Annotated in this window: 19 protein-coding genes and 1 pseudogene; 16 read left to right on the top strand and 4 right to left on the bottom strand. The window is 33.9% G+C overall.

The window, feature by feature from the left end; all coding sequences use genetic code 11:
* Positions 1–68: 68 nt before the first annotated feature.
* The gene (locus EPK97_RS08315) at positions 69–569 is read left to right on the top strand and encodes a hypothetical protein (protein ID WP_162036156.1); all 501 of its coding nucleotides are present in this window, start codon (positions 69–71) and stop codon (positions 567–569) included.
* 117 nt (positions 570–686) lie between these two features.
* Positions 687–1,652 carry a cell wall hydrolase gene (locus EPK97_RS08310; protein ID WP_162036155.1) on the top strand — a complete coding sequence of 322 codons (966 nt, stop codon included), beginning with the start codon at positions 687–689 and terminating at the stop codon, positions 1,650–1,652.
* Between the two features lie 49 nt (positions 1,653–1,701).
* Here the strand turns inward: EPK97_RS08310 and EPK97_RS08305 are convergent, their stop codons facing one another.
* On the bottom strand, positions 1,702–1,962 hold the full coding sequence (locus tag EPK97_RS08305; protein ID WP_162036154.1) for a hypothetical protein: 261 nt from the start codon (positions 1,960–1,962) through the stop codon (positions 1,702–1,704).
* 5 nt (positions 1,963–1,967) lie between these two features.
* Positions 1,968–2,237, bottom strand: a complete 270-nt coding sequence (locus EPK97_RS08300; RefSeq protein WP_162036153.1) for a transposase — start codon at positions 2,235–2,237, stop codon at positions 1,968–1,970.
* A 181-nt stretch (positions 2,238–2,418) separates the two neighbouring features.
* Between EPK97_RS08300 and EPK97_RS08295 the strand changes: the two genes are divergently transcribed.
* The 5 genes and pseudogenes from EPK97_RS08295 to EPK97_RS08275 all read left to right on the top strand — a co-directional run bounded on the left by EPK97_RS08295 (position 2,419) and on the right by EPK97_RS08275 (position 12,926).
* Positions 2,419–2,919 (top strand): GNAT family N-acetyltransferase, encoded by a 501-nt coding sequence (locus tag EPK97_RS08295; protein ID WP_162036152.1) that lies wholly within the window; start codon positions 2,419–2,421, stop codon positions 2,917–2,919.
* Between the two features lie 505 nt (positions 2,920–3,424).
* A pseudogene (locus tag EPK97_RS22565) lies at positions 3,425–3,847 on the top strand (RCC1 domain-containing protein); the annotation flags it as partial.
* Positions 3,848–3,862: 15 nt separating this feature from the next.
* On the top strand, positions 3,863–5,686 hold the full coding sequence (locus tag EPK97_RS22560; RefSeq protein WP_420826784.1) for a hypothetical protein: 1,824 nt from the start codon (positions 3,863–3,865) through the stop codon (positions 5,684–5,686).
* A gap of 48 nt (positions 5,687–5,734) precedes the next feature.
* On the top strand, positions 5,735–12,553 hold the full coding sequence (locus tag EPK97_RS08280; protein WP_162036151.1) for a S8 family serine peptidase: 6,819 nt from the start codon (positions 5,735–5,737) through the stop codon (positions 12,551–12,553).
* On the top strand, positions 12,519–12,926 hold the full coding sequence (locus EPK97_RS08275) for a hypothetical protein (protein ID WP_162036150.1): 408 nt from the start codon (positions 12,519–12,521) through the stop codon (positions 12,924–12,926). The genes EPK97_RS08280 and EPK97_RS08275 overlap by 35 nt, the downstream gene beginning before the upstream one ends.
* A 322-nt stretch (positions 12,927–13,248) precedes the next feature.
* Here the strand turns inward: EPK97_RS08275 and EPK97_RS08270 are convergent, their stop codons facing one another.
* Complete coding sequence (locus tag EPK97_RS08270; RefSeq protein WP_420826782.1) at positions 13,249–14,799, bottom strand: thiol-activated cytolysin family protein; 1,551 nt, start codon at positions 14,797–14,799, stop codon at positions 13,249–13,251.
* A 241-nt stretch (positions 14,800–15,040) separates the two neighbouring features.
* Here EPK97_RS08270 and EPK97_RS08265 point away from each other — a divergent pair, with 241 nt between their 5' ends.
* The 3 genes from EPK97_RS08265 to EPK97_RS08255 all read left to right on the top strand — a co-directional run bounded on the left by EPK97_RS08265 (position 15,041) and on the right by EPK97_RS08255 (position 19,598).
* Complete coding sequence (locus EPK97_RS08265; protein ID WP_240903737.1) at positions 15,041–16,192, top strand: S8 family peptidase; 1,152 nt, start codon at positions 15,041–15,043, stop codon at positions 16,190–16,192.
* A gap of 710 nt (positions 16,193–16,902) precedes the next feature.
* A complete protein-coding gene (locus tag EPK97_RS22360; protein ID WP_162036149.1) occupies positions 16,903–17,658 on the top strand; it encodes an N-acetylmuramoyl-L-alanine amidase in 756 nt (251 codons plus the stop codon).
* Positions 17,659–17,825: 167 nt separating this feature from the next.
* Positions 17,826–19,598 carry a methyl-accepting chemotaxis protein gene (locus EPK97_RS08255; protein WP_162036148.1) on the top strand — a complete coding sequence of 591 codons (1,773 nt, stop codon included), beginning with the start codon at positions 17,826–17,828 and terminating at the stop codon, positions 19,596–19,598.
* Between the two features lie 176 nt (positions 19,599–19,774).
* Here the strand turns inward: EPK97_RS08255 and EPK97_RS08250 are convergent, their stop codons facing one another.
* Positions 19,775–19,873 (bottom strand): putative holin-like toxin, encoded by a 99-nt coding sequence (locus tag EPK97_RS08250; RefSeq protein ID WP_240903736.1) that lies wholly within the window; start codon positions 19,871–19,873, stop codon positions 19,775–19,777.
* A gap of 167 nt (positions 19,874–20,040) precedes the next feature.
* Between EPK97_RS08250 and tnpA the strand changes: the two genes are divergently transcribed.
* The 6 genes from tnpA to EPK97_RS08220 all read left to right on the top strand — a co-directional run bounded on the left by tnpA (position 20,041) and on the right by EPK97_RS08220 (position 25,936).
* Positions 20,041–20,445 carry an IS200/IS605 family transposase gene (gene tnpA / locus EPK97_RS08245; RefSeq protein ID WP_162036146.1) on the top strand — a complete coding sequence of 135 codons (405 nt, stop codon included), beginning with the start codon at positions 20,041–20,043 and terminating at the stop codon, positions 20,443–20,445.
* A gap of 19 nt (positions 20,446–20,464) precedes the next feature.
* Positions 20,465–21,601, top strand: coding sequence for an IS200/IS605 family element RNA-guided endonuclease TnpB (tnpB, locus tag EPK97_RS08240; protein ID WP_162036145.1), 1,137 nt, complete (start codon positions 20,465–20,467; stop codon positions 21,599–21,601).
* Between the two features lie 321 nt (positions 21,602–21,922).
* A complete protein-coding gene (locus tag EPK97_RS08235; RefSeq protein ID WP_162036144.1) occupies positions 21,923–22,708 on the top strand; it encodes a TIGR00266 family protein in 786 nt (261 codons plus the stop codon).
* A 568-nt stretch (positions 22,709–23,276) separates the two neighbouring features.
* A complete protein-coding gene (locus EPK97_RS08230) occupies positions 23,277–23,921 on the top strand; it encodes a GDSL-type esterase/lipase family protein (RefSeq protein WP_162036143.1) in 645 nt (214 codons plus the stop codon).
* Positions 23,922–24,192: 271 nt separating this feature from the next.
* On the top strand, positions 24,193–24,963 hold the full coding sequence (locus tag EPK97_RS08225) for an electron transfer flavoprotein subunit beta/FixA family protein (RefSeq protein WP_162036142.1): 771 nt from the start codon (positions 24,193–24,195) through the stop codon (positions 24,961–24,963).
* Positions 24,956–25,936 (top strand): electron transfer flavoprotein subunit alpha/FixB family protein, encoded by a 981-nt coding sequence (locus EPK97_RS08220; protein ID WP_162036141.1) that lies wholly within the window; start codon positions 24,956–24,958, stop codon positions 25,934–25,936. Before EPK97_RS08225 ends, EPK97_RS08220 begins: the two co-directional genes overlap by 8 nt.
* The last annotated feature ends 44 nt before the right edge of the window (positions 25,937–25,980 follow it).

Raw genomic sequence — 25,980 nt, 5'->3', positions numbered from 1 at the left:
CGCAACCCCAAATGTTATTTAGAGTATAATATTATATTAATATACATACCCAAATCGGAGGAAACACAATGAAAAAACACATAACAAAAATAGCTTTATTAGCTCTATTACTAGGAGGTGGATACTTAGCAGGCTCCTCAATCCCTTCCCTAGCAAATACCTTCACTTCTGAACAACCAGGTTCAGTAAATGATCCACTAGTAACAAAAAGTTATGTAGATGAGACAATTGGTCAATTGATTGAAGAACAATTATCGGGTGTAGATTTATCAACAATAGGTGGAGGGATATCGTCATCTTCTTTGGAAGTTGTAAAATTACAACCTGGACAAGCTTTATATCCTAATATTGGAACAGAGGTAATAGTTAGAACTGGTAAAACAGTCGCTTTTAGTGATTCAAGCAATGGATTAGCCGATGTTACTGGTGCAAAAGATATTTTAAACGGAGTAGCCGTTGAGAATAACCATCTATTAATTAATCCTGGTGAAGGTCGCGGAATTAAGCCACATGAGAGTGTTGATTACACGATTTATGTGATGGTTCGTGGTGGGTATACTATAAAATAAAAAGACTCTTATGGGTCTTTTCTTCATGTTCTTATAATACACTTCCATTAATTGAGAATTATTTGATTGCATTGCTATGTTATAATAGGGATGGGTTTCATAATTTTATATTAGGAAGTGATTTTTATTCGAAAACTAAAAGCTGTAACGATAAGTTTATTTTTATTTTTTACAGTGATGAGTGTTAGTTTTGCGTCACAGTCAAGTTACTTGATAAAAATTAACTCTCAAGAAGTAAATTTATCTAAGCCAATAGTAGAGAAAGAAAGTCGTATTTATGTACCAATTCGTATAGTAGTTGACGAGTTTGGCGCAACAGTTGAATGGATAAAGGATACAAAAGAAGCTATTATCCAAATGAATTCTGGAGACCAGATAACATTTAAATTAAATGATGTAAGCGTACTGCTTAATGGTGAAAGATATTATATGGATGCTCCAACCATTATAGAAAATGATCATTTTTATATACCTGTTCGACATCTCACAGAATTTTTGCATGCAAATTTTCAGTACAATGTAGAAACCAAACAAATGAATGTATCAACTATACCACTACATACCATAATGCCTGGTGAAACTGTACAGAGTATAAGTGAACAATATGGAATAACGGTTGAACAACTAAAAGTCAGAAATAAACTAGAATCCGATGAGTTATTTATCAATGATCAATTAAAAGTAGTAATTCCATCTATAATGCAATCAAAATTAGCTCAAAACTTTTCTGAAGAAGAAATTGAACTTTTAGCTAAAATTATATCTGCAGAAGCAGGTTACGAACCTTATGAAGGTCAAATAGCTGTGGGAAATGTCATATTGAATCGAGTAAATGATTCACGTTTTCCAAATACGATTAAAGGTGTAATCTATGCCAACAATCAATTTACACCTGTAAAAACAGGTAAGTTTGAAACTATTCAGCCGTCCGCTCAATCAATCAAGGCTGCTCAAGAAGTGTTAGCAGGTAAAATTGTAGTAGAAGGTGCTTTATATTTCTTTAACCCCGCAGTATCTAAAAGTGACTTCTTTTATAGTAAGGAAGTAGTGAAAGAAATTGGTGGACATCGATTTGTGAAATAATTGATGAATTCATAATGAATCACTGACCTATTGGGGTCAGTGATTTTTTTTAGCGCCATCTGCAAAAGAGTTGGTGAAACCAACTTCGTTTTTGATTTTGTCTACTCATTAATAGAACAATTACCATTGGAATAATGATGGCAGCAGTGATTAGTGAAATAATGATGTTTCTTTTCTGTCTCTTTTGCGAATACAACTGCAATGTTTTCCAGGTTTCACTAGGGTATTCTGAAGAGAATTTTTTAATTTTGTATTTTTGTAACTCCTTTAATCTCTGTTCTAAATTAGGATCTTTATATGATTTAAACATAAGGTTTATTTATCCCCTCGATCTATGTGCAAACGTGGTTTGTTTTGATGATTGGATTCACTTGTATTGTTTAATCTAAATCGTGGATCAACCGTTTCTCTTCTTTGCTGATCTGGAGGAAACGCACTTAATACCCATGCTGTAGTTCCCATTTGAGGATCAGCAGGGAATATGTCTCCACGTTTAAACATTTCCTCTCTGTCCCATTCATTTTTATATATGCCTTCAGTTTCCACAGGATCTCCTGACATTGGCCCCATATCTTTATTCGTCATGTTATCCCTCCTTGTTAAAATTAGTATTTCCCAAAAATCAAAAAATCTAATTGGATAATATATGAAAAAATAATTGTACATTTTGTATTTATTTACATTGATTTTTAAAGAGAATTACAATACATTTAAGTATATTGTTTTTTTATTTTTAATGATTTTCTGATGGAGATGAACTAACAAATTGATAATTAGAGACGCAGTTGAGACAGACCTTCCTGAAATTTTAAGTATTTATAATCATGCCATTTTAACAACAACGGCAACCTTTGACTTAGAGAAAGAAACATTGGAACAGAGAAAAGAGTGGTTTTCTCATTATGGCAAGAAACATCCAATCATAGTAGCTTGTATTGATGATCAAGTGGCGGGTTATTGCAGTTTATCCCCTTATAGATCAAAAGCAGCATATTATCAAACAGTGGAGTTATCTGTATACATAGATGAAAAATTTAGAGGTAAGGGCATTGCCAAAAATTTAATGACTGAAATGATTAAACGCGCTGAAGGTTTAGGTCACCACGTCATTATTTCCGGTATTACAAAAGGAAATGAAGTAAGTGTAAAGATGCATGAGCAGTTTGGCTTTGAATACATAGGTTGTTTTAAAGAGGTGGGTTATAAGTTTGATTCTTGGTTAGATGTTTTGTTTTATCAGTTAATTATTAATAAAGAAATAATATAAATTGATTTTTATCCTTATTTCCAATCTGATACATTCATTCTTAAGTAAATGATTCTATCTAGGAATGTTATTTGGTCAATTTTTAAAGAATTTTAATGAGGAAGCCTCAAACGAGTGGTTCATTACGTTCGGGGTTTTTCATAATTAAAAAACTTGAAAGTAATTGAATGAAATGGATAAATATGAATTTACATTATCTTGTAAAAATGGATAGATGAATTCTGCTTATTTGGAATTATGTCAAATAAATTAGAGAATGCATATTAAAATAAGGGGGGAATAGACCGCAGGAGAGTACATTGTAAATTAAGACTTATATTTTATAGGAGGAATTATATTGTTTAACAAAAAATTACTAGCAACACTCTGTATATGTCTATTCGTATTTACAACTATAGTAATCGCAGAGGAGTCTGGATCATTAGATTTAAATCAAGTGACTATATCATCTCTATTATTGACTCAAGAAAATGTTAAAAAAACAAGAATTAGTGTATTTAGTGATCATACAGTAGGTTTGAGAAATGATGGGAGTGTAGTGGCTTCAGGAAGGAACGATTATGGACAATTAAATGTTTCTGGTTGGAGAAATGTTGTAGATGTAGCAGCAGGCCAATATCACACTGTAGGTCTGAATAGTGATGGAAGTGTAGTGGCCGTAGGACGGGATAATTATGGTCAGTTAGATGTTTCTGATTGGAGAAATATTGTCCAAGTGGTTGCAGGTAGATATCATACTGTAGGTTTGAAAAATGATGGTACTGTAGTGGCCGTAGGAGATAATGGAGATGGACAATTAGATGTATCAGGTTGGACAGACATTATCCAAGTAGTTGCTGGATATGATTACACATTAGGTTTAAAGAGTGATGGAAGTGTCGTAGCAATAGGAGATAACTCTTATGGGCAATTGGAGGTAAGTGGATGGAATGACATTATTGAAGTGTCGGCAGGACGCTTTCATACCGTGGGATTGAAAAGTGATGGAAGTCTAGTGGCCGTAGGACGAAATAATTATAGTGAGTTAGATGTATCAGGCTGGACAGATATCATAGAAATATCTGCTGGAAAGTATCAAACTATAGGTCTAAAAAGTAATGGAAGCTTAGTAGCTGTAGGATATAATGCTCATGGTCAATTAGCTATAAGTGATTGGACAGGTGTTGTAGACATTTCAGCAGGAACCTTTCATGTGATAGGTATAAAAAAAGATGGAAGTGTAGTAGTTGCAGGTAGAAATGATAATGGACAAATTTCAGGAGCAATAGATTGGGCAAATGTTGATGAAGTTATTGCAGGATACAACCATTCTTTTGGTATAAAAAAAGATGGAAGCGTTGTGGCTGCAGGTGATAGTGGTGGTCAATTGGATGCAAACGCATGGACGAATATTATAGAAATTACTACAGCTGAATATCAAACAGTGGGATTGAAAAGTGATGGTACTGTAGTCGGTGCAGGAAGTAATAGTGATGGTCAATTGCAAGTTGAGGGTTGGACAGATATTACTGCAATAAGTACGGCATATTACCATACAGTTGGTGTAAAGAGTGATGGCAAAGTAGTAGCTGCAGGTAAAGATGCTTTTGGACAAATGAATGTATTAAATTGGACAAATATCACTCAAGTTGCTGCAGGGTTTACTCATACGGTAGGTTTGAAAAATGATGGTACAGTCGAGGCAGTAGGGGGAAATAACTATAATCAACTGGATGTTAGTGGATGGACAAACATAGATGAAATATCAGCAGGGTATTATCATACTGTAGGTTTAAAAAAAGATGGAAACGTATTGGGAGTAGGAAATAATGGAGATGGACAATTAGATGTCTCAGGTTGGACAGATGTAGTACAAGTAGTTGCAGGATATGAGCATACAGTAGGTTTAAAAAGTAATGGTACAGTAGTAGCCGTAGGAGATAATAGTTATGGACAATTGGGAGTTGAAGGCTGGACAGATATTGTAAAGGTATCGGCAGGAACTTATCATACTTTAGGCTTGAAAAGTGATGGTACAGTAGTAGTTGTAGGTTTTGATGAATATAACCATATAAAAGGATTATCCGGATGGGATAAAATGAAAATTTTAGTTCCGCAACAACCTAATCATTTGAATACCACTTCAACTGTTTCACAGATAGAAATTTCTTGGGACGAAGTAGTAGATGCGGTTAGCTATAACATTAAACGTTCTACTAATGAGAACGGCCCATATTCTATCATTGCAAATAGTACAGAAACTAGTTATATAGATACAAATGTATCAAACGCTATACCTTATTATTATGTAGTGAGTGCAGTCAATGCAGGGGGAGAAAGCGAAGACTCAAATGAAGTAAGTATCATGCTAGTAGATCCTACATTACTTCCTCCAGTTCCAACCAATGTGACATCAATTTCTGGTGATGGTGCTGTGAACATTAGCTGGAATCCTTCTACAGGAGCAAATAGCTACACTTTAAAACGTTCTGAGAACCCAACTGGACCATACACAGTGATTGCAAGTGGGATAACATCCACGAATTATACTGATAAAGGAGTTATTAATGGAACCACATATTATTATGTAGTTTCTGCAGTAAATAATCTTGGTGAAAGTGAAAACTCAGTTGAAATATCGATAGTTCCAGAACCACTTTTTGGAGATTACATATATGAATATAATAATGATGGTAAACTTACATCTGTTATCCTTCCTAATGGTCAAACGATTCAATATGAATATGATCAAAATGGAAATCTAAAAAGAAGTTACATTCAAGAATAAGCGATTAATAATAATTTTTTGTATGATTTAAATATAGGAGGCAACAGTGTGAAATCTAATAAAATAATAGTTCTTATTTGTATCTTTACTATGATATTTTCAAATCTAGCATATGCAAAACCGAGTGAATTACTAGAAAATGATGAAGTTACTTCTTATTTAATAGGGTTAAATGAAGAAGCATCAGCAGATGAATTTAAAGAAAAGAAGCTTAAAGATAAAAAGGTTAAAAAAATAAAAATGAAAAAGAAAGACTTCATTGTGGCTGAGTTGACCGAATCAGAGTTACTAAAAGTAGCCAGTGATGATGAAGTGTTATTTGTGGAAGAGAATGCTTTGGTAGAAGTTGCTTCTGTAGATAAGCATAAAAAGAAAGATGTAGACGAAAATAAACAGTTGATTCCTTGGGGAATTGAAGCTATTGGTAGTGATCTTGCGCATGAGAATAATTTCGAAGGTAAAAACATCAATATTGCAATCCTAGATACAGGAATTGCTAACCATTCAGACTTAAAAGTAAAAGGTGGAGTTTCCTTTGTAGAAGGGCTATCTTTTGATGAAGATGATCATGGACATGGTACCCATGTAGCTGGAACCGTAGCTGCGCTCAATAATAGTGTTGGGGTAGTTGGGGTAGCTCCTAAAGCTGATCTTTATGCTGTTAAAGTGCTTAATGAAAATGGAAATGGTTCTTACTCACAGGTTATTGAAGGGATTCAATGGGCAATAGATAACAAAATGAATATTATTTCTATGAGTTTTGGTGGAGATGCTTATAGTCAAGCTCTTCATCAAACCATTCAAGAAGCAACTGAAGAAGGGATATTAGTCATTGCTTCTGCTGGGAATGGTGGTGAAGGAGAACAAACATTAACGTACCCAGCACAATTTCCAGAAGTCATTTCAGTAGGTACAGTAAATGATAACTTAGAGAGAGCAAGTTTTTCTAGTACTGGGGAAGAACTTGATTTAGTAGCACCAGGGACAGGGATATTAAGTACTTTAAATGATGAAGAATATGGGGAAATGACTGGGACATCTATGGCAGTTCCTCATGTGACCGGTGCTGCAGCATTGATTTGGTCAAACGATAAAAAGCTGACTTCTGAGCAAGTAAAAAATACTATATATAGTTCGGCTACTCCTTTAGGGGATAACCTTCAATATGGATTTGGATTAATCAATGTAGTTAAGGCATTAGATTTAGTAGAAAACGATATAACTGAAAACGATGAAAAGGTTGAAGAAGAAACTACTGAAACAGAAGAAACGACGGAAGAACAGCCTATAGATGAAACGATTGATTTAGAAGACTCAACAGATATTGATTCTAAAAAAGAAACAAATGGAATTCCTTCAAAAGAGAATGTAAAAGTTCCTCAATTGAATAGAGATTTATTACTGATTGCTGCTTATTTTGATCCATCATATATGGATCAGTTAGATGATGAAGATTTAGTTCAATTCATTGAATTGGATACAGAACTAGTTAATGCAAGAATTTCTGATTTGAGTTTAGAAGATTATGAGTTGTTAGAAGAATTACTTCCAACAGCTATTACTCAATATAGACTCGATTTAGATCGGGAAGCATACATTGAAGAGTTAAACACATCTCAAGAAAAGAAATTAAACATGAATAGAGTAGCTGATTTAAATGAAATGATGTCTATATCTGCTTTAGAAGAGTATACTTTCACTGAATTTAACAGCACCTATAATTATGATATTAAATCTGATCAATATGTTGATTCGTTATACCGAACAGCAAATAGAAGTGTAGCAGATATTTATTTAGCTGGGAAAAATGGTTTTGATTTTGTATTAAAAAGGCAATATAACTCTTTAGATAGTAAATTAATGAAGCCAGAAGCAAAAAGTAGTGGGAACTATTCGATTCCTTTTGATTCAGAAGAAGTGAAAAATGGATTTATTGCTAATGGCTGGAGCTTGAACTTACCTTATATAGAAATCGATCGCGATATTGAAGGTAAGATCGTTCATGATATTGATTATTTGACAACGGATAGTGATGGTAAGGAAATATATGAAAGCAGCTATGTGTTTGACTCTGATGAACCTTCATTTAAAATGGTTTTCACAGTAGATGATGGTAGTTCATATGAGTTTCATTTAACCGATATCAATGGTTCTCCAAAGATGGAATTAGTAGACTACCCATATGTGAATGAAGTTTCTCTAGAAGTAAGAGCGAATGGGTATAGGCAGAAATTCGATTTTGAGAATGGCCCTGATAATTACATCGATAATATGTTAGGTTTTGATATAGAAGTATATACTTTGGGTATTGGAAATACCTTGTACGATTTTGATGATCAGGGACGAATTATTCAGAAATATAGTCACATTAATAATATGATTGTAGACTATGAATACATTGATAATGACATCATCATTACAGATTCCCTTGATAGAACAGTCAAGATTTATAGAGACGCTGATCTTGTTATTTCCAAAATCGAAGCTATGGATAGTACAGGGAGCATTATTCAAGAAATTAATTATGAAACGACTAAAAGAACAAAAACAATTACTTATAAGGAAAAAACAAATGATGATCATCCTAATGATTTAACAACAGAAAGCATTTCTTTTTGGCAACTTGACACAGTCAAAGATGGAAGTGGCAATGTTTTAGAGGAGTATGATTACTACGCCATCGATTCAAGTACAATGGCAGACTTTAACTTAATACTTCCTGCGGATGGGTATGGATATAATTCTTCAAGTAGTGGTAGACCTTTATCTAGAGATGAAAATGATGAATATGGTGAGTGGTTAGCCTACTGGGGAGAAGATGGTGAAACTTATGAACTCGCAGACATTTATGACGCACAACTATATGATTTTGCAGAACTTCCATACTTATTATTAAAAAATATAAATTTTAATAACGGAACTACTCTTCAATTTGTTTATGATAAGTATAATCCTCTTTGGTCAGTTGAATATGATGGTTATGATGAAGTTGGAATTGCTGAGGAGCTTAGAAATACGACACAATTATTTTTAGATGAGTTTGGATTACAACATATTTCTTTCCATGCCGTGAATCGAGTGTTGTATTCATATGAAGAAGATGCGCAATCGAAAGTGACTTATGAAACTTACTCTAATGAACATATGGACCATGGATATAACTTTAAGGAATATTGGAAATTTGATCGATACGACAATGATAGAATTCAAGGATACACTTCACGTTTCGGAGATAAACAAACGATCAAGAATGTTCAGGATTCAACTGGGGAAACCACTTTTTATCATTATGGAAATCATGGAAAAAGATTTTTGTTAGAATTCTCATGGGTTAGAGATTTGAAAGAAAGTGAATTATTATTTTCTGAGAATGGAAACAACTATTATTCAAACTCTGATATTGTAACTGCTTATGAGTATGAAGATGGTTACTTCAGACCATCAAAAATCCATCAATATTCTGATCATATACCAGATTATTGGGATGTAGTAGAAAATAATCAGGATAGTGGTCATAAATTCTTATTCCCACGGATACAAAAAAACAACCAATTTCCGATGCTTCCTGTATCTTCTGATCAGATCAATAAGCAGACAAGTACTTTAGAATATGATACTTATGGAGAAGTAATAACAGAAATTGATCCTTTAGGAAATACAACTGAATATGAATATGATGATGCCAATTTCCATCAACTTTCAAATTTAACGGTGAATTCAGTAGATGGTCTAACAACTTATTTAAAGCAAGTTAACTATAATGATTATATGCCAGATTTCACTACTGAAACATACATTTATCAAGATCCATACGAGCCATCGCTTCAAAAAAACGATGTTTTTAAAACAGATGTTCAATATGATGGTAAAGAATTGTTAACTTCTATGGATATCTATGTCTCTGGAGATCAATTTGACGTGGAACAATTGATAACGGAAAAAGACTTTACGTACACTGATGATGCAAAGTTACAAACTGAAACTACAAGAGTTACTCTTGAAGAAGGTCTGAGTCCGATATCTTTAACCATTCAATATGATTACAATATTGACGGAACCATCAAGGAAATCATCTATCCAGATACAAGTGAAGTCGAATATGACTATGACTACTTAGATCGCATTAAAACGTATCGTCAAGTACCATTTGGTGGAGACATTCGAACCACAACTGTAGGTTACGTTGACAATGAAAGAAAAGTAACAGTGAATACACCAGATGGTGAGCAAATCGATAGCTTTTACACTCCATTTGGTTTAAATGTAAAACAAGTCAGAAATGTAAATGAAGTATCAAAAGTTATCAATGAAATTGAGTCTAGTGATGGCATCATTACAGATGCAACTAAACCTTATGGAAATAGTGCATTAGGAACAAATTACACGTATGATAACTTAAACCGTGTCATGAGTATAGAAGATGCTGAAGGGAACATTACAAGATTTTATTATGCAAACACGGTTCAAGGTGCTGATGGAAAATACACCCTACAACAAACAACGAAAGTAGTTTATCCAAATGGAAAAGAAGAAATCTCATACTATGACGTCAGTGGAAATCTCGTAAAGTTTGTTGAACGTGATATGAATGGAGATAAAGAAAGAATCACAACAAATCAATATTCATCTTTAGGTCAATTACTAGAAACATCCGTCACTTCTGAAGGAAAAACACAAACGAATCAATACGGTTATGATGGAACAGGGAACTTAATATTCCTAGAAGATGACCTCGGGCAAACCTATAAGTATGTTTATAACCCACTAGGACAGGTCGTGGAATATTATATCAATGACAAAACAGACCCTGAGGTTACGAAAACATATAACGAAGTCGGATGGTTATTAACAGAAACTTCTCCATCTGATGATCAAGAAACGTATACGTATAATAACAAAGGTCTGATTGAAACCTTTGTAGATAAAAAAGGACAAACGTTTACGTATACGTATAGCCCATATAACGAAGTCGAACATATGACGGTGGTAGATAACACTGGCCAAGAAGTATTATGGGAAGACTATACGTATGACCCAGAAACAAGATTGCCAACAGAGCTTTCAAATAGTGAAGGGCAAACCCTTTCCTATACGTATGATGAGTGGAAACGATTAAACACACAACAAATAGCTGGGAACACCTATACCTTTAACTATGATGATTTTGATAGACTAAATGCCTTAGTTTATCCAGATTTAAAACAAGTGGATTATACGCATGACAATTTAAGTCGCATTCAAACCGTTTCTTATGACGGTCAATTGATGGGAGACTATGACTATACCATTTCTACAGATGGAACTTCTTTAGCACTCATTTATGAATCATTATCCATGGGATTCCAAACGGACATCAATCCATTTGGAGAAATCATTTCACATGAACAAAAAGATACTGGAAGTATTACTTGGGCAGAATCTTTTGGTTATGATGGTCTTGGGAATATAGTGTCTAAGGATCAAAACGGTGAAATCAGTACGTATCAATATGATGATTTAAATCGAATTATTCAAGAAGATGTAGTCGAAGGTATTCAAACTTATACGTATGATGAAAAAGGAAACCGTAAAACAATGGAAGGAACGATGAAACTTCCATTAGGTCCAAGAGAATATACGTATAATGCATTAAATCAATTAAGTACCTTTAAAGAAAATGATGAGGTAACTACTTATCAATATTATGTGGGTGGACTCCGTGCAACTAAAGAAAGTCAAGATGGTGACTTTACAAGATATATTTACTTCCAAGGAAATGTCATTGAAGAATTAGACCAGGAAGGAAATCCAACAGCAAGAAACATTTGGGGAAATCAGTTATTATATAGAGAAGACATGACATCGAGTTTAGGTGGATATTACTTCTATAACGGTCACGGTGATGTAGTTAAAGTCATCGCAGCAGATGGTAGTAAGGATGTTTTAAAAGAATATGACTACGACATCTGGGGTAATGTTTTAACTGAAACAAGTCATGAAACAAAAACCTTTGATAATCCATTCCAATATACAAGTGAAATTTATGATGAAGAATCTGGATTGATCTATTTACGTGCAAGATACTATGATCCAACAATGGGAAGGTTTATTACTGAGGATACGTATGAAGGGACAATTAATAACCCCCTTAGCTTGAATTTGTATACGTATGTGAGTAATAATCCATTGAAATATATTGACCCTACAGGACATAGTGAGCAAGTAGTTGATGGTGGAGCAACCTATTATGTTGACTCAGATGGTGGTATCTGGGATTCAGTTGGTAATTATTTAGGTAACGGATGGGATTATATTGCTGCACAACATACCTCAGTTGAAAGTGCTCTTGGTTATTGGACTTTGGGAGCGACTGATCCATTCTTTACATTTTATGAAACATCTAAAAACTCACCATATTCCGCAGAATATTTTATGGCATATACTGAAATTGGTGTTGCCGTATTTACAGGTGGATATGGTGCTATGACTAAACAAACCACTAAGTCTACAGTTAATGCTGTATTTCCATGTGACTGTTTGACTCGGAATCTCATAGATCATGGTGGAGATATAGCAAATGATATAATAAATATAAATTTGAAATATTCTAATGGAAATCAGGCGTATAATTCTATACAAAGTATAATTAATTCGGCTTCATATTATGATAATCCATGGGATCAGGTTTCTTCAATTACTAGAAGTGTAGCTCAACATGCCTTTGAAAATGGAAATAAGAGAACGGCATTGGATACCATGAACATGTTATTGAATGATTTTAATTTGAATAGTACTTTAACAGATAATCAAAAATGGGATTTGATTAATGATATAGCAAATGGAGTGATTGATGATGTATCAGAAATTTCTACAATACTTCAAAAATAATAATATTAAAATATTTTTGAAGTATGATGGTGAAAGAGAAAAGAATTTTTATACGGTTATTATATTTAATAAAGAAAAGAATAATAAATTATTTAAAAATACTGACAAGCCATACGAGACATTTGTAAATTTCATTTCAGAATTAAATATACATGTTTCGAATGAAGTAAACAAGCAGCTTTACAAAAGCTTTGAGGAATTAAAAAAGAAATTAACTCAAAAAGTAAATAATGATGTTGTGTTTGTATACACAGTTGAACTAAAAGAGGATGTTGAATATTATATTTCTATTGAAAGCAATGAAATAACCACTAACTATAAAGATACTGAATTAGATAATATATTTAATTTTGTAAAAAATCTTGATTTTTAGAAGACTAAGGTAAAGAGTTGAGAAAAGGTGATGGAAATTACTATATGAGTTATTCCATCACCTTTTATTTAGGTAATGGATGGTAGAATTAACTTTGGGTTTTTATTATGTCCTATAAACGGTTGTTTATGGGACGATCCATGCTTAATTCAAAAAATATAATTTTTTATGTATTTTCAGCCCCATAAATCATCTTTTTATCTAAAATTCCATTAATATCTCTGTTCACCCTTTATAGTACAATTTATACTCTTTAATTTTGAGTACGAGACAAACGTACTAGCGCTTACACTAGCACGTTTGTTTAATTTAGAATAAAATTTTAATTAATATAACTAATGCTACCCTTCGGGTGTAATGTAGTACTCCAGATAGAAACTTTTATTTCATTAAATAACGGAACGTTGTATTCATCTATAACTGTTCTCCATCCTTCCCATATAAGACCAGTATGTTCCTCTGCTTTAATTCTTATATTTTTTGAATTCGATGGAAGTGGTATAACTGTAGAATAACGAGCCGTTCGATTTTTATTGTTTCCTTCCCAAGTTTTATGGGTTAAGACTTCATTTCCATTTATATCATACGAGATTTCATCCCAGGATACCTCAAATCTAGCAATATATGCACCCGTATGTTCAAGTGATATTTTACCTTTAGAATATACAGTAGATGTAGTTTCAATATATTCTGTACTGTTTTTTACACTAGCAATGGAGTTATCTTTTAGGAAAATACTTGTATATGAAATGGGATATGCTGGATTTTTAAGACTAAATTCTGAGTTGTCTTTAATTATATTTCGTATTACATCAAAGTCTTTTGTAACAACCTTATTATGTTCTGCTGAATCCCCACCTAGTACTACAGCAGTAAAGGAACTATCTTCAAAAATCTCTTGGTACTTTAATCTAGTTTCTAGATCAAGATCAGCATTTTGAAGTAAAGCTCTAAATGCAGCCTGAACATCCTTGCTTTTAGAATTCGTTTCTAACTTCACATAAATGGTTCTACCATACCCTACATTTGACACCATGACAGGTGGAGCCTCATTGCTTATCCCTTTACGAGTTAACTCTTCAAAAGTAACACTATCATCAAAAAGATCTGATGGATTATTAGGTAGTTCTGCACTAACAGAATAGAATATTTGCTTGTATGCGGCAACCATTACCTTTTTTTCATCATTTGAAATAGCATCAAAATCTATTCCAAGTGAACTATCAAGAACTTGAGCATTCACATTAAGAGCAGCTGCTATTTGAGATTTACTATATACCATAGATTCTGAATATTGAATTCTAGCAGGGATGGTATGGGTATCTGAATATTTTTCATTCCAAATAGATACTAACTCATCTATTGCTCCAGCAACATTTCCATAGGTTGGGTTGTCTACAGTTATTGTATTTTCCTCTCTCATACCTGGTAAATCTATACTAATGTTCAAAGGCTGTCTACTAGAACTTATTACAGTAGGTTGATTATTTGTAAAAGCTTGGTTTGCGAGTTGTAATGCTCCTGGATAAGAGCGATTAGCCATTGAATCTATAATGGATATATCTACAGGTGAAGTTGTAAGTGATTTTTTCTCACGTTCTATCACTATAAATTTACCATCCGAATAGATACCTTCTTTTGGAACAAAATGTTCTACTTTATCACCATTCGCTGCTAAAATACTGTCCTTATTATAGTTCAGATTCGCTATACCAGTATTAATGTCAATAGAGTTGTTTGTTTCACTGTTTAAACTTGGTGTGAGTGTTTCTGCAGATGAAATAAAAGGAGAACTAATAATGCTTAGACTCATAAAAAAACAGATCATAACACTTACCATTCTATTCATTTTTTTAATTTTCAAAAAACACACTCCCTTATAATTAGTTTCTATATTATAGCATAAATAGAATATATATACATTATCTCTATTAGAATTGTGACTTCAGAACTAACTAAAAAATTGGAGAATATATTTATTTCTTGTTCAAAAACAAAAAAGATGGAATAATTATACATTAATGAAAGTATTTATATTGTATTGGTTAGGGAGATAGTTACTAATAGCTTTAGGGTGGCCCTGATATCAAAACTATTTTATTGGAGGTTAAGTAATGAAATTAAAACAGTTTTTTTCAGTTCTTATGGCATTTGCACTAATTCTTTCTTTTTCCGTATCAGAAGCACAGGTTGATGCAAATTCTAACAAGGACAGTGAAATTATCGTAAAGTTTAAAGAAAAAACTACAAAAGACGTTAAACAACAAATACATCTAGAAGAAAATGCAGAGGTCTTAAAAGCAAATGAACAAATAGGTTTTGAAGTTGTAAAAGTTAAAGGGAAATCAATAGAGAAAGCATTAGAAAAATATAATAATAGAGCAGATGTTGAATTCGCTGAACCCATTGTTGAATACTACGCTCTATTCGATCCAAATGATCCACTATATTCATCCGATCAATACGGACCTCAAATTATTGATGCGGACAGCGCTTGGGACATCACTACAGGCAGTTCAAACGTACTAGTTGCAGTTATTGATACAGGTGTTGATGAAAATCATGAAGACTTAAAAGGAAAAGTAGTGCGAGGTTATGACTTCATAGATAATGACAATAATCCTTCCGATTTGAACGGACATGGAACTCATGTTGCAGGAACAGTAGGTGCACTCACAGATAATAGAGTAGGTGTCGCGGGAGTGGCTCCTGATGTTAAAATCCTGTCTATTCGAGTACTTGATCGAGATGGCTATGGAACGAATGAAGGAGTGGCAAATGGGATTACATATGCAGCGGATAATGGCGCAGATGTAATTAACCTAAGTCTTGGAAGTTCATCTTCTTCTAGGGTTATAGAAGATGCGGTTAACTATGCATGGGATCGTGGTGTTGTTGTCGTAGCTGCAGCAGGTAATTCAGGAAATCGCAAAAGAAATTATCCAGCTTATTACACAAACACAATAGCCGTTGCTGCTACAGATGAAAATGATAGAAAAGCTTCATTCTCTACATATGGATCTTGGGTGGATGTAGCTGCTCCTGGTGTAGATATTGTTTCTACACAACTTGGTGGAGGTTATGTTTCTTACAATGGAACATCAATGGCTTCACCACACACAGCTGGTCTTGCAGCGTTGCTTGCATCTCAAGGGCTTTCAAATGTTGAAATTCGAGATAAAATTGAAAGTACCGCAGATCCAATTAAAGGGACCGGCAGATATTGGGAACATGGCCGAATTAACGCATATAACGCAGTAAGGTAAGATGGGGGAACATCCCTGATTCCGTTATCTAACCCTAACCTAAACATTTTTGGTTATAAACGCCATCCATAACCATCCTAAGCTCAGCATGATCTGGGCTTAGGTTTTTTGTTTTTTTCATACTCGAAGATAATTAGATTTGGTAGTCACCTGCTTGGTACTTAGATGCAATGACCTTCACTATAAAGCAATTAATTATACCCTTATTCTATCAAAAAATGGTATAATATAACTATGTACATCAAATAGTTTGGCGAGAGCGGTAGGCTGAAACCGAATTTCTCTTTATTATTTCTCAAGAGATAGGAGGTGATGCCATGTTAGAATTTTTAAACTTGTTGGTTAATATAACAAGGTTAATTCTAGATTTTCGTAAGAAAAGACGAAAAGACCGCCTCCGCTAAAAGGTACGGTCTATTCAAATAGGTTAAGCCTTCCGTTTTTCAACGGACTATAAATTGTACTTATATCCCGTAGGTGCTCCAACACCTGCGGGATTTCTTTATTATTATGATCAATATCTTACTTTTATTATACATTTCTATACGTTATGTGGCAATATTTATCAACAAAGTTCTTTCCTGAAATTAAAATGTGGAGTGAAACAAAGATGTTTACAGGATTTTATATGTGTAAAAAAATAGACTATCAAAAACAGGTGATTGTCCATGTCAATCAGGACTAGTAAAACATAGGATATTAATAAGGAGGTGATTATAATAGATCCTATATTAATCATAGATTCTGGGCATGGAGGAAAAGATCCTGGTGGAGGAACGAATCACCTGTGGAAGGAAAAAGATTTCGCATTACAAATTTCACTATACCAATATGATCGATTCAGGCAATTGGGTATTCCAGTCACCTTGACTCGAAATGAAGATGTATTTATCAGTTCTGTAGATCGTGCTAGAATCGTACGCGAATCAGGTGCACAATATTGTTTCAGCAACCATATTAATGCAGGTGGTGGAGATGGAGTTGAAACAATTCATTCTATTCACACAGATCCTACTCTGGCAACAAGGTTAGCGCAAGGAATCGTTGATGAAGGACAAAACCTTCGTAGAGTATTTTCAAGAAGATTAACTACAGACCCAAAAAAAGATTATTTTTTTATGCATCGAGAAACCGGGAGTGTTCGTACTACGATTATTGAGTATGGTTTTGCAGATAGTAAACTAGATGATGTTGAACAGCTCCAAACCTATTGGATGGATTATGCTGAAGCGGTAGTTAAAACTTTTACTACCTTTATTGGTCGTGAATATAAATCTCCGAATCAAATGCTGCCCAAAGTACAAAGAAAAGTAAATGGTCTTTTAAACGGAGAAAGGGTTACTATTGATTCCTATTTAATTAAAAATACAACTTATGTACCCCTTCGTTTTATTGGGGAATCACTTGATGCCAAGGTAGTGTGGGATGCACAAAGGAATGAATATAATATTGTAACAAAAAAATAAATTTTTTTAAAAAATAAACATCTTCTTAAGCCAGTGGGGGAGGGATTTCTATGAAACTTTCTCTACTGGTTTTCAAATTTTTTACAAATTCGATTAAAGTTATTTATGATTTCAGCCGATATAAAAAAGGTACATAGTTTATTATTACAATCTATAGGAGTGGTTACATGTTATTCATAAAATTAACAAAAAACATGTCAACGAGTAAGAAACTATTATTGATATTTGGTGTTCCTCTCATTCTTGGATTAGTATCTTCCATTTTTTTATTGAATCTAAATCAACAGAATGAAAATAAACTTACAGAAACTTTGTATGATATTTCATTTCAAACGAACACACTTATTTTAGATGCAGATAAAGATTTGTATCAAGCATTGGTTACATATCTGACTCTAACAAGAAAAGAAAACGCGAATAAAGAAGAATTACGCCAAGAAGTGCAGACAAAAATAGCCAATGCCAATGAAAAAGTGGATGAAGCTCTATCGATAGTCACAGAGTATCAATTAGAAGATTTAACTATAGCAGCTACTTCTATAGGGGAAGAAGCTGATGAGTCAGAATCATCGAGTAATAAGAATACAATTAAAAAATATCTTTCCGAATTCAACACGCAATTTGAATCCTGGGCAAGAATTACAGATGTAGAAAACCCCACATATGACTTGTATTTTATGGCTCTGCCATATTTTGAAGCAGGGCGAGAAAAATTAAAGATATCAGGTGATATATTAAACGGATATGCAAAGAAAAGCATTCAAGAAATACATACGTCAAACCAAAGGACGAAAATATGGATTTACATCATTTACGCTATTATCTTCGTATTAATTACGATAAGTGGATTAATTTTTATTAGAGAAAATGTAAAGCTTATAAAGGGAGTCGCTAAGAAAATTGACCATGTGAAAGAAGGAAATCTACTAGTTGAACCTTCCGACGTGTATACAAAAGACGATATGGGACAAATGGTACAAAATTTGGATGTGATGATCTTCAAATTAAAAGACCTCATACATGGTATTGTTGAGCAATCCAGAACGGTAGCAACATCATCGACAGAACTGACACAAAGTACGCAGGAATCTTCTGCAGCTTCAAATCATGTTGCTGAGAATATTCAGACGATTACTGAAGGAATCGAAGTTCAAACAAAAACGGCAGATGAAACGAGCAGAGCCGTAGAGGAAATGGCGTCAGGTATTCAAAGAATCGCTGAAAGTACGACATTTATTTCTGAACTTTCACAAAAAACAGATCAACAATCTGATAAAGGAAATCAAGTGATTGTTGAATTGAACAATCAGATCGTAACCATGTATAACACGGTTCAGGAATTATCAACGACTGTAGATTCTTTAAATCAGCGTTCCGATAAAATCGGTGCTATTATGGATGATATTACAGGGTTTGCAAGCCAAACCAATTTGCTCTCCCTTAATGCTTCGATTGAAGCAGCTAGAGCAGGAGAACACGGACGAGGATTTTCAGTGGTTGCGGATGAGATTAGAAATCTAGCTTCTAGTTCATTAAAATCAGCAGATAATATTCAGAAACTAATCATAGAAACGCAGAAAGAAATTACGATGGTATCTAAAAACATGACATTAGCAGTTGAAGAGGCAGAAAAAAGTAATCAGTCTATGGTAGAGGTCAGTCAAGATTTTAATAAAATTTCAAATAACGTAAAAGAGATTGATACTCACATTCAAGAGACGTCTGCGATTACAGAAGAGCTTTCTGCAAGTTCAGAAGAAGTTGCAGCTTCGATGGAGCATTCCAATTCTACTGCGCATGAGATTTTTAGTAAATCTCAAAATGTCGCTGCAGCAACAGAGGAACAATTGGCACTGATGGAAAATATGGATGACTCGGCAAAGAGACTAATGGAAATTGTGAATCAATTAAACCATTCTATATCCAATTTTAAAGTATAGTTTTTTTAAAGGGTACTTGAATTTGTTAAATTAAAGAATATTAGTGTATAATAAGAGTAAGAATAATAAAAGACCGCAGACGCGTGAACGTCTACGGTTAAAATGTACAAAAGATTGCCTAAGGGCAGTCGGCGTCTTCAAGAAATAGACCTTCAGAGCGCTAACTCAAGGGAGGTCTATTTTATTACGGTGATTAATACCACAATAAAAGAAAGTAACGTCAGGATAAATATCCCAAATCTAAGCATTAAAGATAATGCTTCGTGTACTTTCATAAGCATCACCTCCTCTCATGAGGAAGTACGCCGAACCTGCCCTTGAAGTCTAGCCACGCACTCTCGTGACTTCGTTAGTGGCGACATATGTTGTAAAAATATCAAATAATACTAGATTACATTTTCTCAGATACATATGTTAAAGTAAATGTAAGAGATGTAATTTAATGGTAGGAGTGTATAAAGGCAGAGGATACATCTACTCAATCCAATATCATATTGTTTGGTGCGTCAAATATCGACACAGAGTAATCGAAGGAAATATAGATGATCGATTAAAAGAAATCATACATAAAATAGCCAATGATAATGATTTTACTATAGAAGAAATAGAAACAGATAAAGATCATATCCACTTACTAATCGCTTGTTCACCACAACATTTTATTCCTAACATGATGAAAGCTTTAAAGGGTGTTAGTGCTAGAATGCTTATGAAAGAATATGGAAATGAATTAAAGCAGAAGTTGTGGGGAGGACATTTATGGAATCCTTCATATTTCATCGCAACGGTTAGTGAAAACACTGAAGAACAAATAAGAAATTATATCCAAAGTCAAAAACAAAAATAGAAAGCGAGGTGAATTATCTATGTTTAAAGCCTATAGATATCGCCTTATTCCTAATGATGAACAAAAAGTACAACTGGCTAAAACATTTGGATGTTGTAGATTTGTTTATAATCAAATACTAGCCAGAAAGATAGATTTATATAAAAATAGTCGAAAATCGATTAGCAAAACGGATTGCAACAACTACTGCAATAGAGAATTAAAAAACGAATTTATATGGCTTAAAGAAGTGGATAAATTCGCCTTAACCAACGCTATTTATGACTTAGATACAGCTTATCAGAATTTTTTCCGTGAAATCAAAAATGGGAATAAAAATCAGGGACTTCCTAAATTTAAATCCAAAAGAAATCGTTATTATTCTTACAAAACGAATTTCACAAATAATAACATAAAAGTAGATTTCGAGAATAATAGAGTACAGTTGCCTAAACTAAAATGGATATCCTGTAAACTACACAGACAATTCGATGGCGTGATTCAATCAGCTACTATAAAACAATACCCTAGTGGCAAGTATTTTATAAGCATATTGGTTGATACAGACATCAGAGAATTACCAAAAAATAATAACATCATTGCGTTTGATTTAGGAGTTAAAGAGTTCTTAGTGGATAGTAATGATAAGCATATAGACAATCCTAAAACAATATATAAATATGAACAGAAACTAGCTAAGTTGCAAAGGCAATTTGCTAAAAAACAAAAAGGAAGCAACAACTGGAATAAACACAGAATTAAAGTAGCAAGACTTCATGAAAAAATCGCTAACATTAGAATAGATTTCTTAAATAGGTTATCTTCACAAATTATTAATGATAACCAAGTGATAATAAGTGAGGACTTAAATATTAAAGGAATGCTAAAAGATTCTAAATTAGCAAAATCGATTAGCGATGTATCGTGGGGTGAATTTACAAGGCAGTTAGAATATAAGGCAGATTGGTATGGAAGAACTTATCATAAAATAGATCGATGGTTTGCAAGTAGTCAAACATGCTCATCCTGTGAACATAAGAATAAAAGTGTTAAGCTGTTGACGATCAGAAAATGGGAATGTGATAAGTGCAAAACAATTCATCAAAGAGATGAAAATGCAAGTATAAATATTCTCAATAAAGGTTTAAAAGAATTAGGGTTATTCGCATATAGATAAGAAAATAGGGCAGGAAGTGTCCGAATTAACGCCCATGGAGATAGTAGGTAACGAGGTCTGAGAAGTGGGAAACTCTAGCAGTAATACTAGAAGCACGCGACTTTAGTCGTGTGATCTTCACTCTATGTACCTATCTATTATACCGTTGTTTCCTTAGTTGATAGACAGTTTGTATAAAAAGCTACTATATTATTAAGATGACAGTTAGAACTATAATCGTTGTGATGAATTCCAATGATGATCGTCAAACCTATTTTTGATGCATTAATAGAAGCTAGTTTCAATAAATATATATGAATATAAAAGAAATGAGGGATTTTAATGAACGCTCACGAAATTGATTATTTTATATCAGGAGAAGAAATGCAGTATGTTGAAGTAGAATTAGATCCAGAGGAAAGTGTCATCGCCGAAGCGGGCAGCTTAATGATGATGGAAGATCATATTGAGATGAATACGATTTTTGGTGATGGCACGAATCAAGATAAAGGTCTGATGGGTAAATTATTCGGTGCAGGGAAACGGTTAGTAACAGGTGAAAGCTTGTTTATGACTTTATTTACGAATAAAGGTCATGGTAAACGCAGAGTCAGTTTTGCTTCACCGTATCCTGGCAAAATCATCCCTATGGATTTAAGCGAAATGGGTGGTAAAATCATTTGCCAGAAGGACTCCTTCCTATGCGCAGCAAAAGGAGTATCTATTGGAATTGCCCTGCAAAAAAAATTAGGAGCAGGTTTCTTCGGTGGAGAAGGTTTTATCATGCAGAAACTTGAGGGAGATGGAATGAGTTTTGTACATACTGGAGGTACGGTATGTAAAAAGCAACTTCAACCAGGTGAGGTATTAAGAGTTGACACTGGGTGTTTGGTTGCAATGACTCAGGATGTAGAATATGATATTGAATTTGTTAAAGGAATTAAAACAGCCATTTTCGGAGGAGAAGGACTCTTCTTTGCTACATTAAGAGGACCTGGTACGGTTTGGATTCAATCCCTGCCATTTAGTCGAATGGCGGATCGAATCGTTTCTGCATCTGGGGCTACGGGCAGAAAAGAAGAAGGTAGTGTACTTGGAGGTTTAGGAAGACTTATAGATGGAGATTGATAACGAAATCAATATATTTTTCTAATAAAATGATCAGTTCAACCAACGTTTATCGCTAATTTGTACTATTGATTGTCTTAAGGCTTATCTATTGTAGAAATAAAAGGTGGATAAACTAGGGAAAGTTTTATTTTTAATAATAGGAATTTAATTATACAGTTAAGAGGAATTGAAAATAGCGGGAAATTGTGGTCTTATTCTTATAACATTAGCTCAAAATAATAAATAGCGGGAATTAGTGGTCTTATTACGCCAATATTTGCATCATTCTACCTTATCTGGGCTAAAAACAGTGATATAAGACCTTTATTTCCCGCTATTTTTTTAGAATCTTCAAAAAGCATGGAATAAGACCATGTATTCCCTTTATTTTTACCAATTTTTAATACATGAATATTTTGATATGAAAGCAGGAAATGAAGTTGAAAAAGTAGAAATAGTAGAAAAAGATGATGTAGACAAAACTCTCCATTTTCCACCAAAAATTTTGACTCCTTTTTAAACATTCTGAACAAACTATATGAATAAACTATAACAACATACTCATACTCAGAATGGAGAGAGATTTATGCATCATGAGCTTTGTTATGTAGCCATTGGTGATTCATTAACTGTTGGTGTAGGTGCACCTGAGGGTAGAGGATTTGCAAGTAGATACCACACACTGCTTGAACAAAATTTATACAAAAAGATACATTTTACGAATGCGGGGATTTCAGGGGCAACTTCACAGGACGTTTTAGAATTAATCACACTTGATTCATCCATGCAGAAAGAACTAAAGGAGGCTGATATTATTACAATAACGGTGGGTGGCAACGACTTACTTCGAGCTGCCGAATTGTATTTTACCGATCAAGAAATTAAACATATGATTGGTGCATTAAAAAAATTCAAAAAAAATATGAGGGAAATTGTCGGCTTGATCAAAAAGTTTAAAGATGATAGGTTAGATCATTGTATGATTAACATAACGAATCTTTACAATCCTAAACCTCAAATGTTAGATGCACAGTTTGTAGTGAATCGTTTTAACAATATGATACAGAGATTTCATAAAGGTAATATCCGTGTTGCTAATGCCTATCAAGCTTATATTGGAAATGAAGAACAATATTTGTTTTCAGATCAAGTGCATCCCAACTCGAAAGGTTATGAGGTGCTGGCAAATGTTTTCCACCATCTTGGCTACGAGCCATTAAAATTAAAATAATGGATCGGACAGACATTCAAAAAATAAAACACTAAAATATATCTAGTGTTGAAAGCGCTACCACAAAAAGCAAAACCATTAAAATACAACTTATGAATTTAACACGCTTCACAATACGATATGACCAAAACAGTAAGTTAGTCCATAATGGCATGATACTTATATTTCAGCCATAAAATATAAAACAATGAGAGAAAAAAAGTAGTGGAATTAACTCTACTATAAATACGTCAATAACTACTATAAAAATATTAGGAATAGGGGCTGAACTATGAACATCATGGTGTGTCTTAAACAAACCTTTGATACAGAGGATAAAATAATCATTAGAGAGGGTCAGATTAGTGAAGATGGTGTGAAATTCATCATCAATCCTTATGATGAATACGCTTTAGAAGAAGCTATTCGCTTAAAAGAGCAATTTGGAGGTTCAGTTACAGCAATCTCAGTTGGTCCCACTCGTGTGGAGAGTGCATTAAGAACAGCTCTGGCTATGGGAGCGGATCAAGCGATATTAATTGATGATGAAAGATTGTTTGGTGATGAATTCACTACTTCTAAAGTTTTGGCTGCAGTATTAAAACAACAGGAGTTCGACTTGATTTTAGGAGGGTATATGTCAGTTGATAATGGTGCAGCTCAAGGAGGAGCACGTTTGGCAGAAGAGTTAGATCTTCCTCATATTTATGCGGCAATAAAAGTAGAAGTGAATGGATCTCAAGTTGAGGTTCAAAGAGATGTAGAGGGAGATATTGAAGTCATTGAAGCAGAACTACCCCTTTTAATTACAGCACAGCAAGGTTTAAACGAACCGAGATACCCTTCTTTACCAGGCATCATGAAAGCAAAGAAAAAACCAATTCAACATATCACTGCGGAAGAGCTTTCTATTGATCTCACACAAATACATGCAAAAACAAACATTAAAGATATTACTCTACCACCTGAAAGGCAGGCAGGAAGAATGCTGCAAGGTGAATTAAACGATCAAGTGAATGAACTAGTCCAATGTTTACAAAAAGAGGTGAATGCAGTTGGCTAAACATGTTGTAGTATTCGCAGAAACCAAAAATGGTAGTTTACGAAACGTATCCTTTGAAGTTTTAGAAGCAGCAAGAAGAGTGAACGATGGAGGTTTGATTACAGCTGTTTTATTCGGCAGCCAACCTGAAGCTCTAGCAGATTCGCTGACTGAATATGGTGCAAGTGAAGTTTTATTCGTAGAAAACAAATTATTGGATACGTATACTACCGATGGATATACACAAGCATTCACTTCCATCATTGAAGATAAAAACCCAGACATCATATTCATACCACATACGGCTATAGGCAAAGATTTTGCTCCTCGTGTAGCAGCTCGATTAGGCTGTGGGTTAATTACAGATTGTACGGATGTCGAAATCAGTGAAGGAAATATTGTTTTTACCCGACCGATTTACGCAGGTAAGGCTTTTCAAAGGAGGGTGGTATCTCATGATAAGATTTTTGCTACAATACGGCCAAACAATATACCATGCTCTAAAATGGATCAACATGAAACTGCAAAAAAAATTCAAAAGACAATAAACCTGGATGAGATTAAAACTACGGTAAAAGAAGTCATACAAAAAACTACGGATGGGATTGACTTATCCGAAGCAAAAATCATTGTCGCAGGAGGTAGGGGGGTGAAAAGCACAGCAGGCTTTGAACCTTTAAAGGAACTAGCACAGGTGATTGGAGCGGCAGTGGGTGCTTCAAGAGGTGCTTGTGACGCAGAATATTGTGATTATGCACTTCAAATTGGCCAAACAGGGAAAGTAGTAACCCCTGATTTATATATCGCATGTGGTATTTCAGGTGCGATACAGCATTTGGCAGGCATGTCGAACTCAAAAATCATAGTGGCGATTAATAAGGACCCAGAAGCCCCAATATTTGATATTGCAGATTACGGTATTGTAGGAGATTTATTTGAAGTAGTCCCATTATTAACGAAACAGTTTGAGCGAGTGTTATCAGATCATAGCTGATCTGATTCCAATTGCATCAAAACACGTTTCTATAAAGAGATGAA

Origin of the sequence: Chengkuizengella sediminis (assembly GCF_010078385.1) — a bacterium.
Lineage (GTDB): Bacteria > Bacillota > Bacilli > Paenibacillales > KCTC-33759 > Chengkuizengella > Chengkuizengella sediminis.
This window is presented reverse-complemented; position numbering and strand designations above follow the sequence as displayed.

Coding starts and splice junctions, on each gene's coding strand:
- EPK97_RS08275 (WP_162036150.1), top strand. CDS start 12,519: ATGTATCAGAAATTTCTACAATACTTCAAAAATAATAATATTAAAATA.
- EPK97_RS08305 (WP_162036154.1), bottom strand. CDS start 1,962: ATGTTTAAATCATATAAAGATCCTAATTTAGAACAGAGATTAAAGGAG.
- EPK97_RS08250 (WP_240903736.1), bottom strand. CDS start 19,873: ATGAAAGTACACGAAGCATTATCTTTAATGCTTAGATTTGGGATATTT.
- tnpB (WP_162036145.1), top strand. CDS start 20,465: ATGTTTAAAGCCTATAGATATCGCCTTATTCCTAATGATGAACAAAAA.
- EPK97_RS08300 (WP_162036153.1), bottom strand. CDS start 2,237: ATGACGAATAAAGATATGGGGCCAATGTCAGGAGATCCTGTGGAAACT.
- EPK97_RS08235 (WP_162036144.1), top strand. CDS start 21,923: ATGAACGCTCACGAAATTGATTATTTTATATCAGGAGAAGAAATGCAG.
- EPK97_RS08230 (WP_162036143.1), top strand. CDS start 23,277: ATGCATCATGAGCTTTGTTATGTAGCCATTGGTGATTCATTAACTGTT.
- EPK97_RS08225 (WP_162036142.1), top strand. CDS start 24,193: ATGAACATCATGGTGTGTCTTAAACAAACCTTTGATACAGAGGATAAA.
- EPK97_RS08255 (WP_162036148.1), top strand. CDS start 17,826: ATGTTATTCATAAAATTAACAAAAAACATGTCAACGAGTAAGAAACTA.
- EPK97_RS08315 (WP_162036156.1), top strand. CDS start 69: ATGAAAAAACACATAACAAAAATAGCTTTATTAGCTCTATTACTAGGA.
- tnpA (WP_162036146.1), top strand. CDS start 20,041: ATGGTAGGAGTGTATAAAGGCAGAGGATACATCTACTCAATCCAATAT.
- EPK97_RS08265 (WP_240903737.1), top strand. CDS start 15,041: ATGAAATTAAAACAGTTTTTTTCAGTTCTTATGGCATTTGCACTAATT.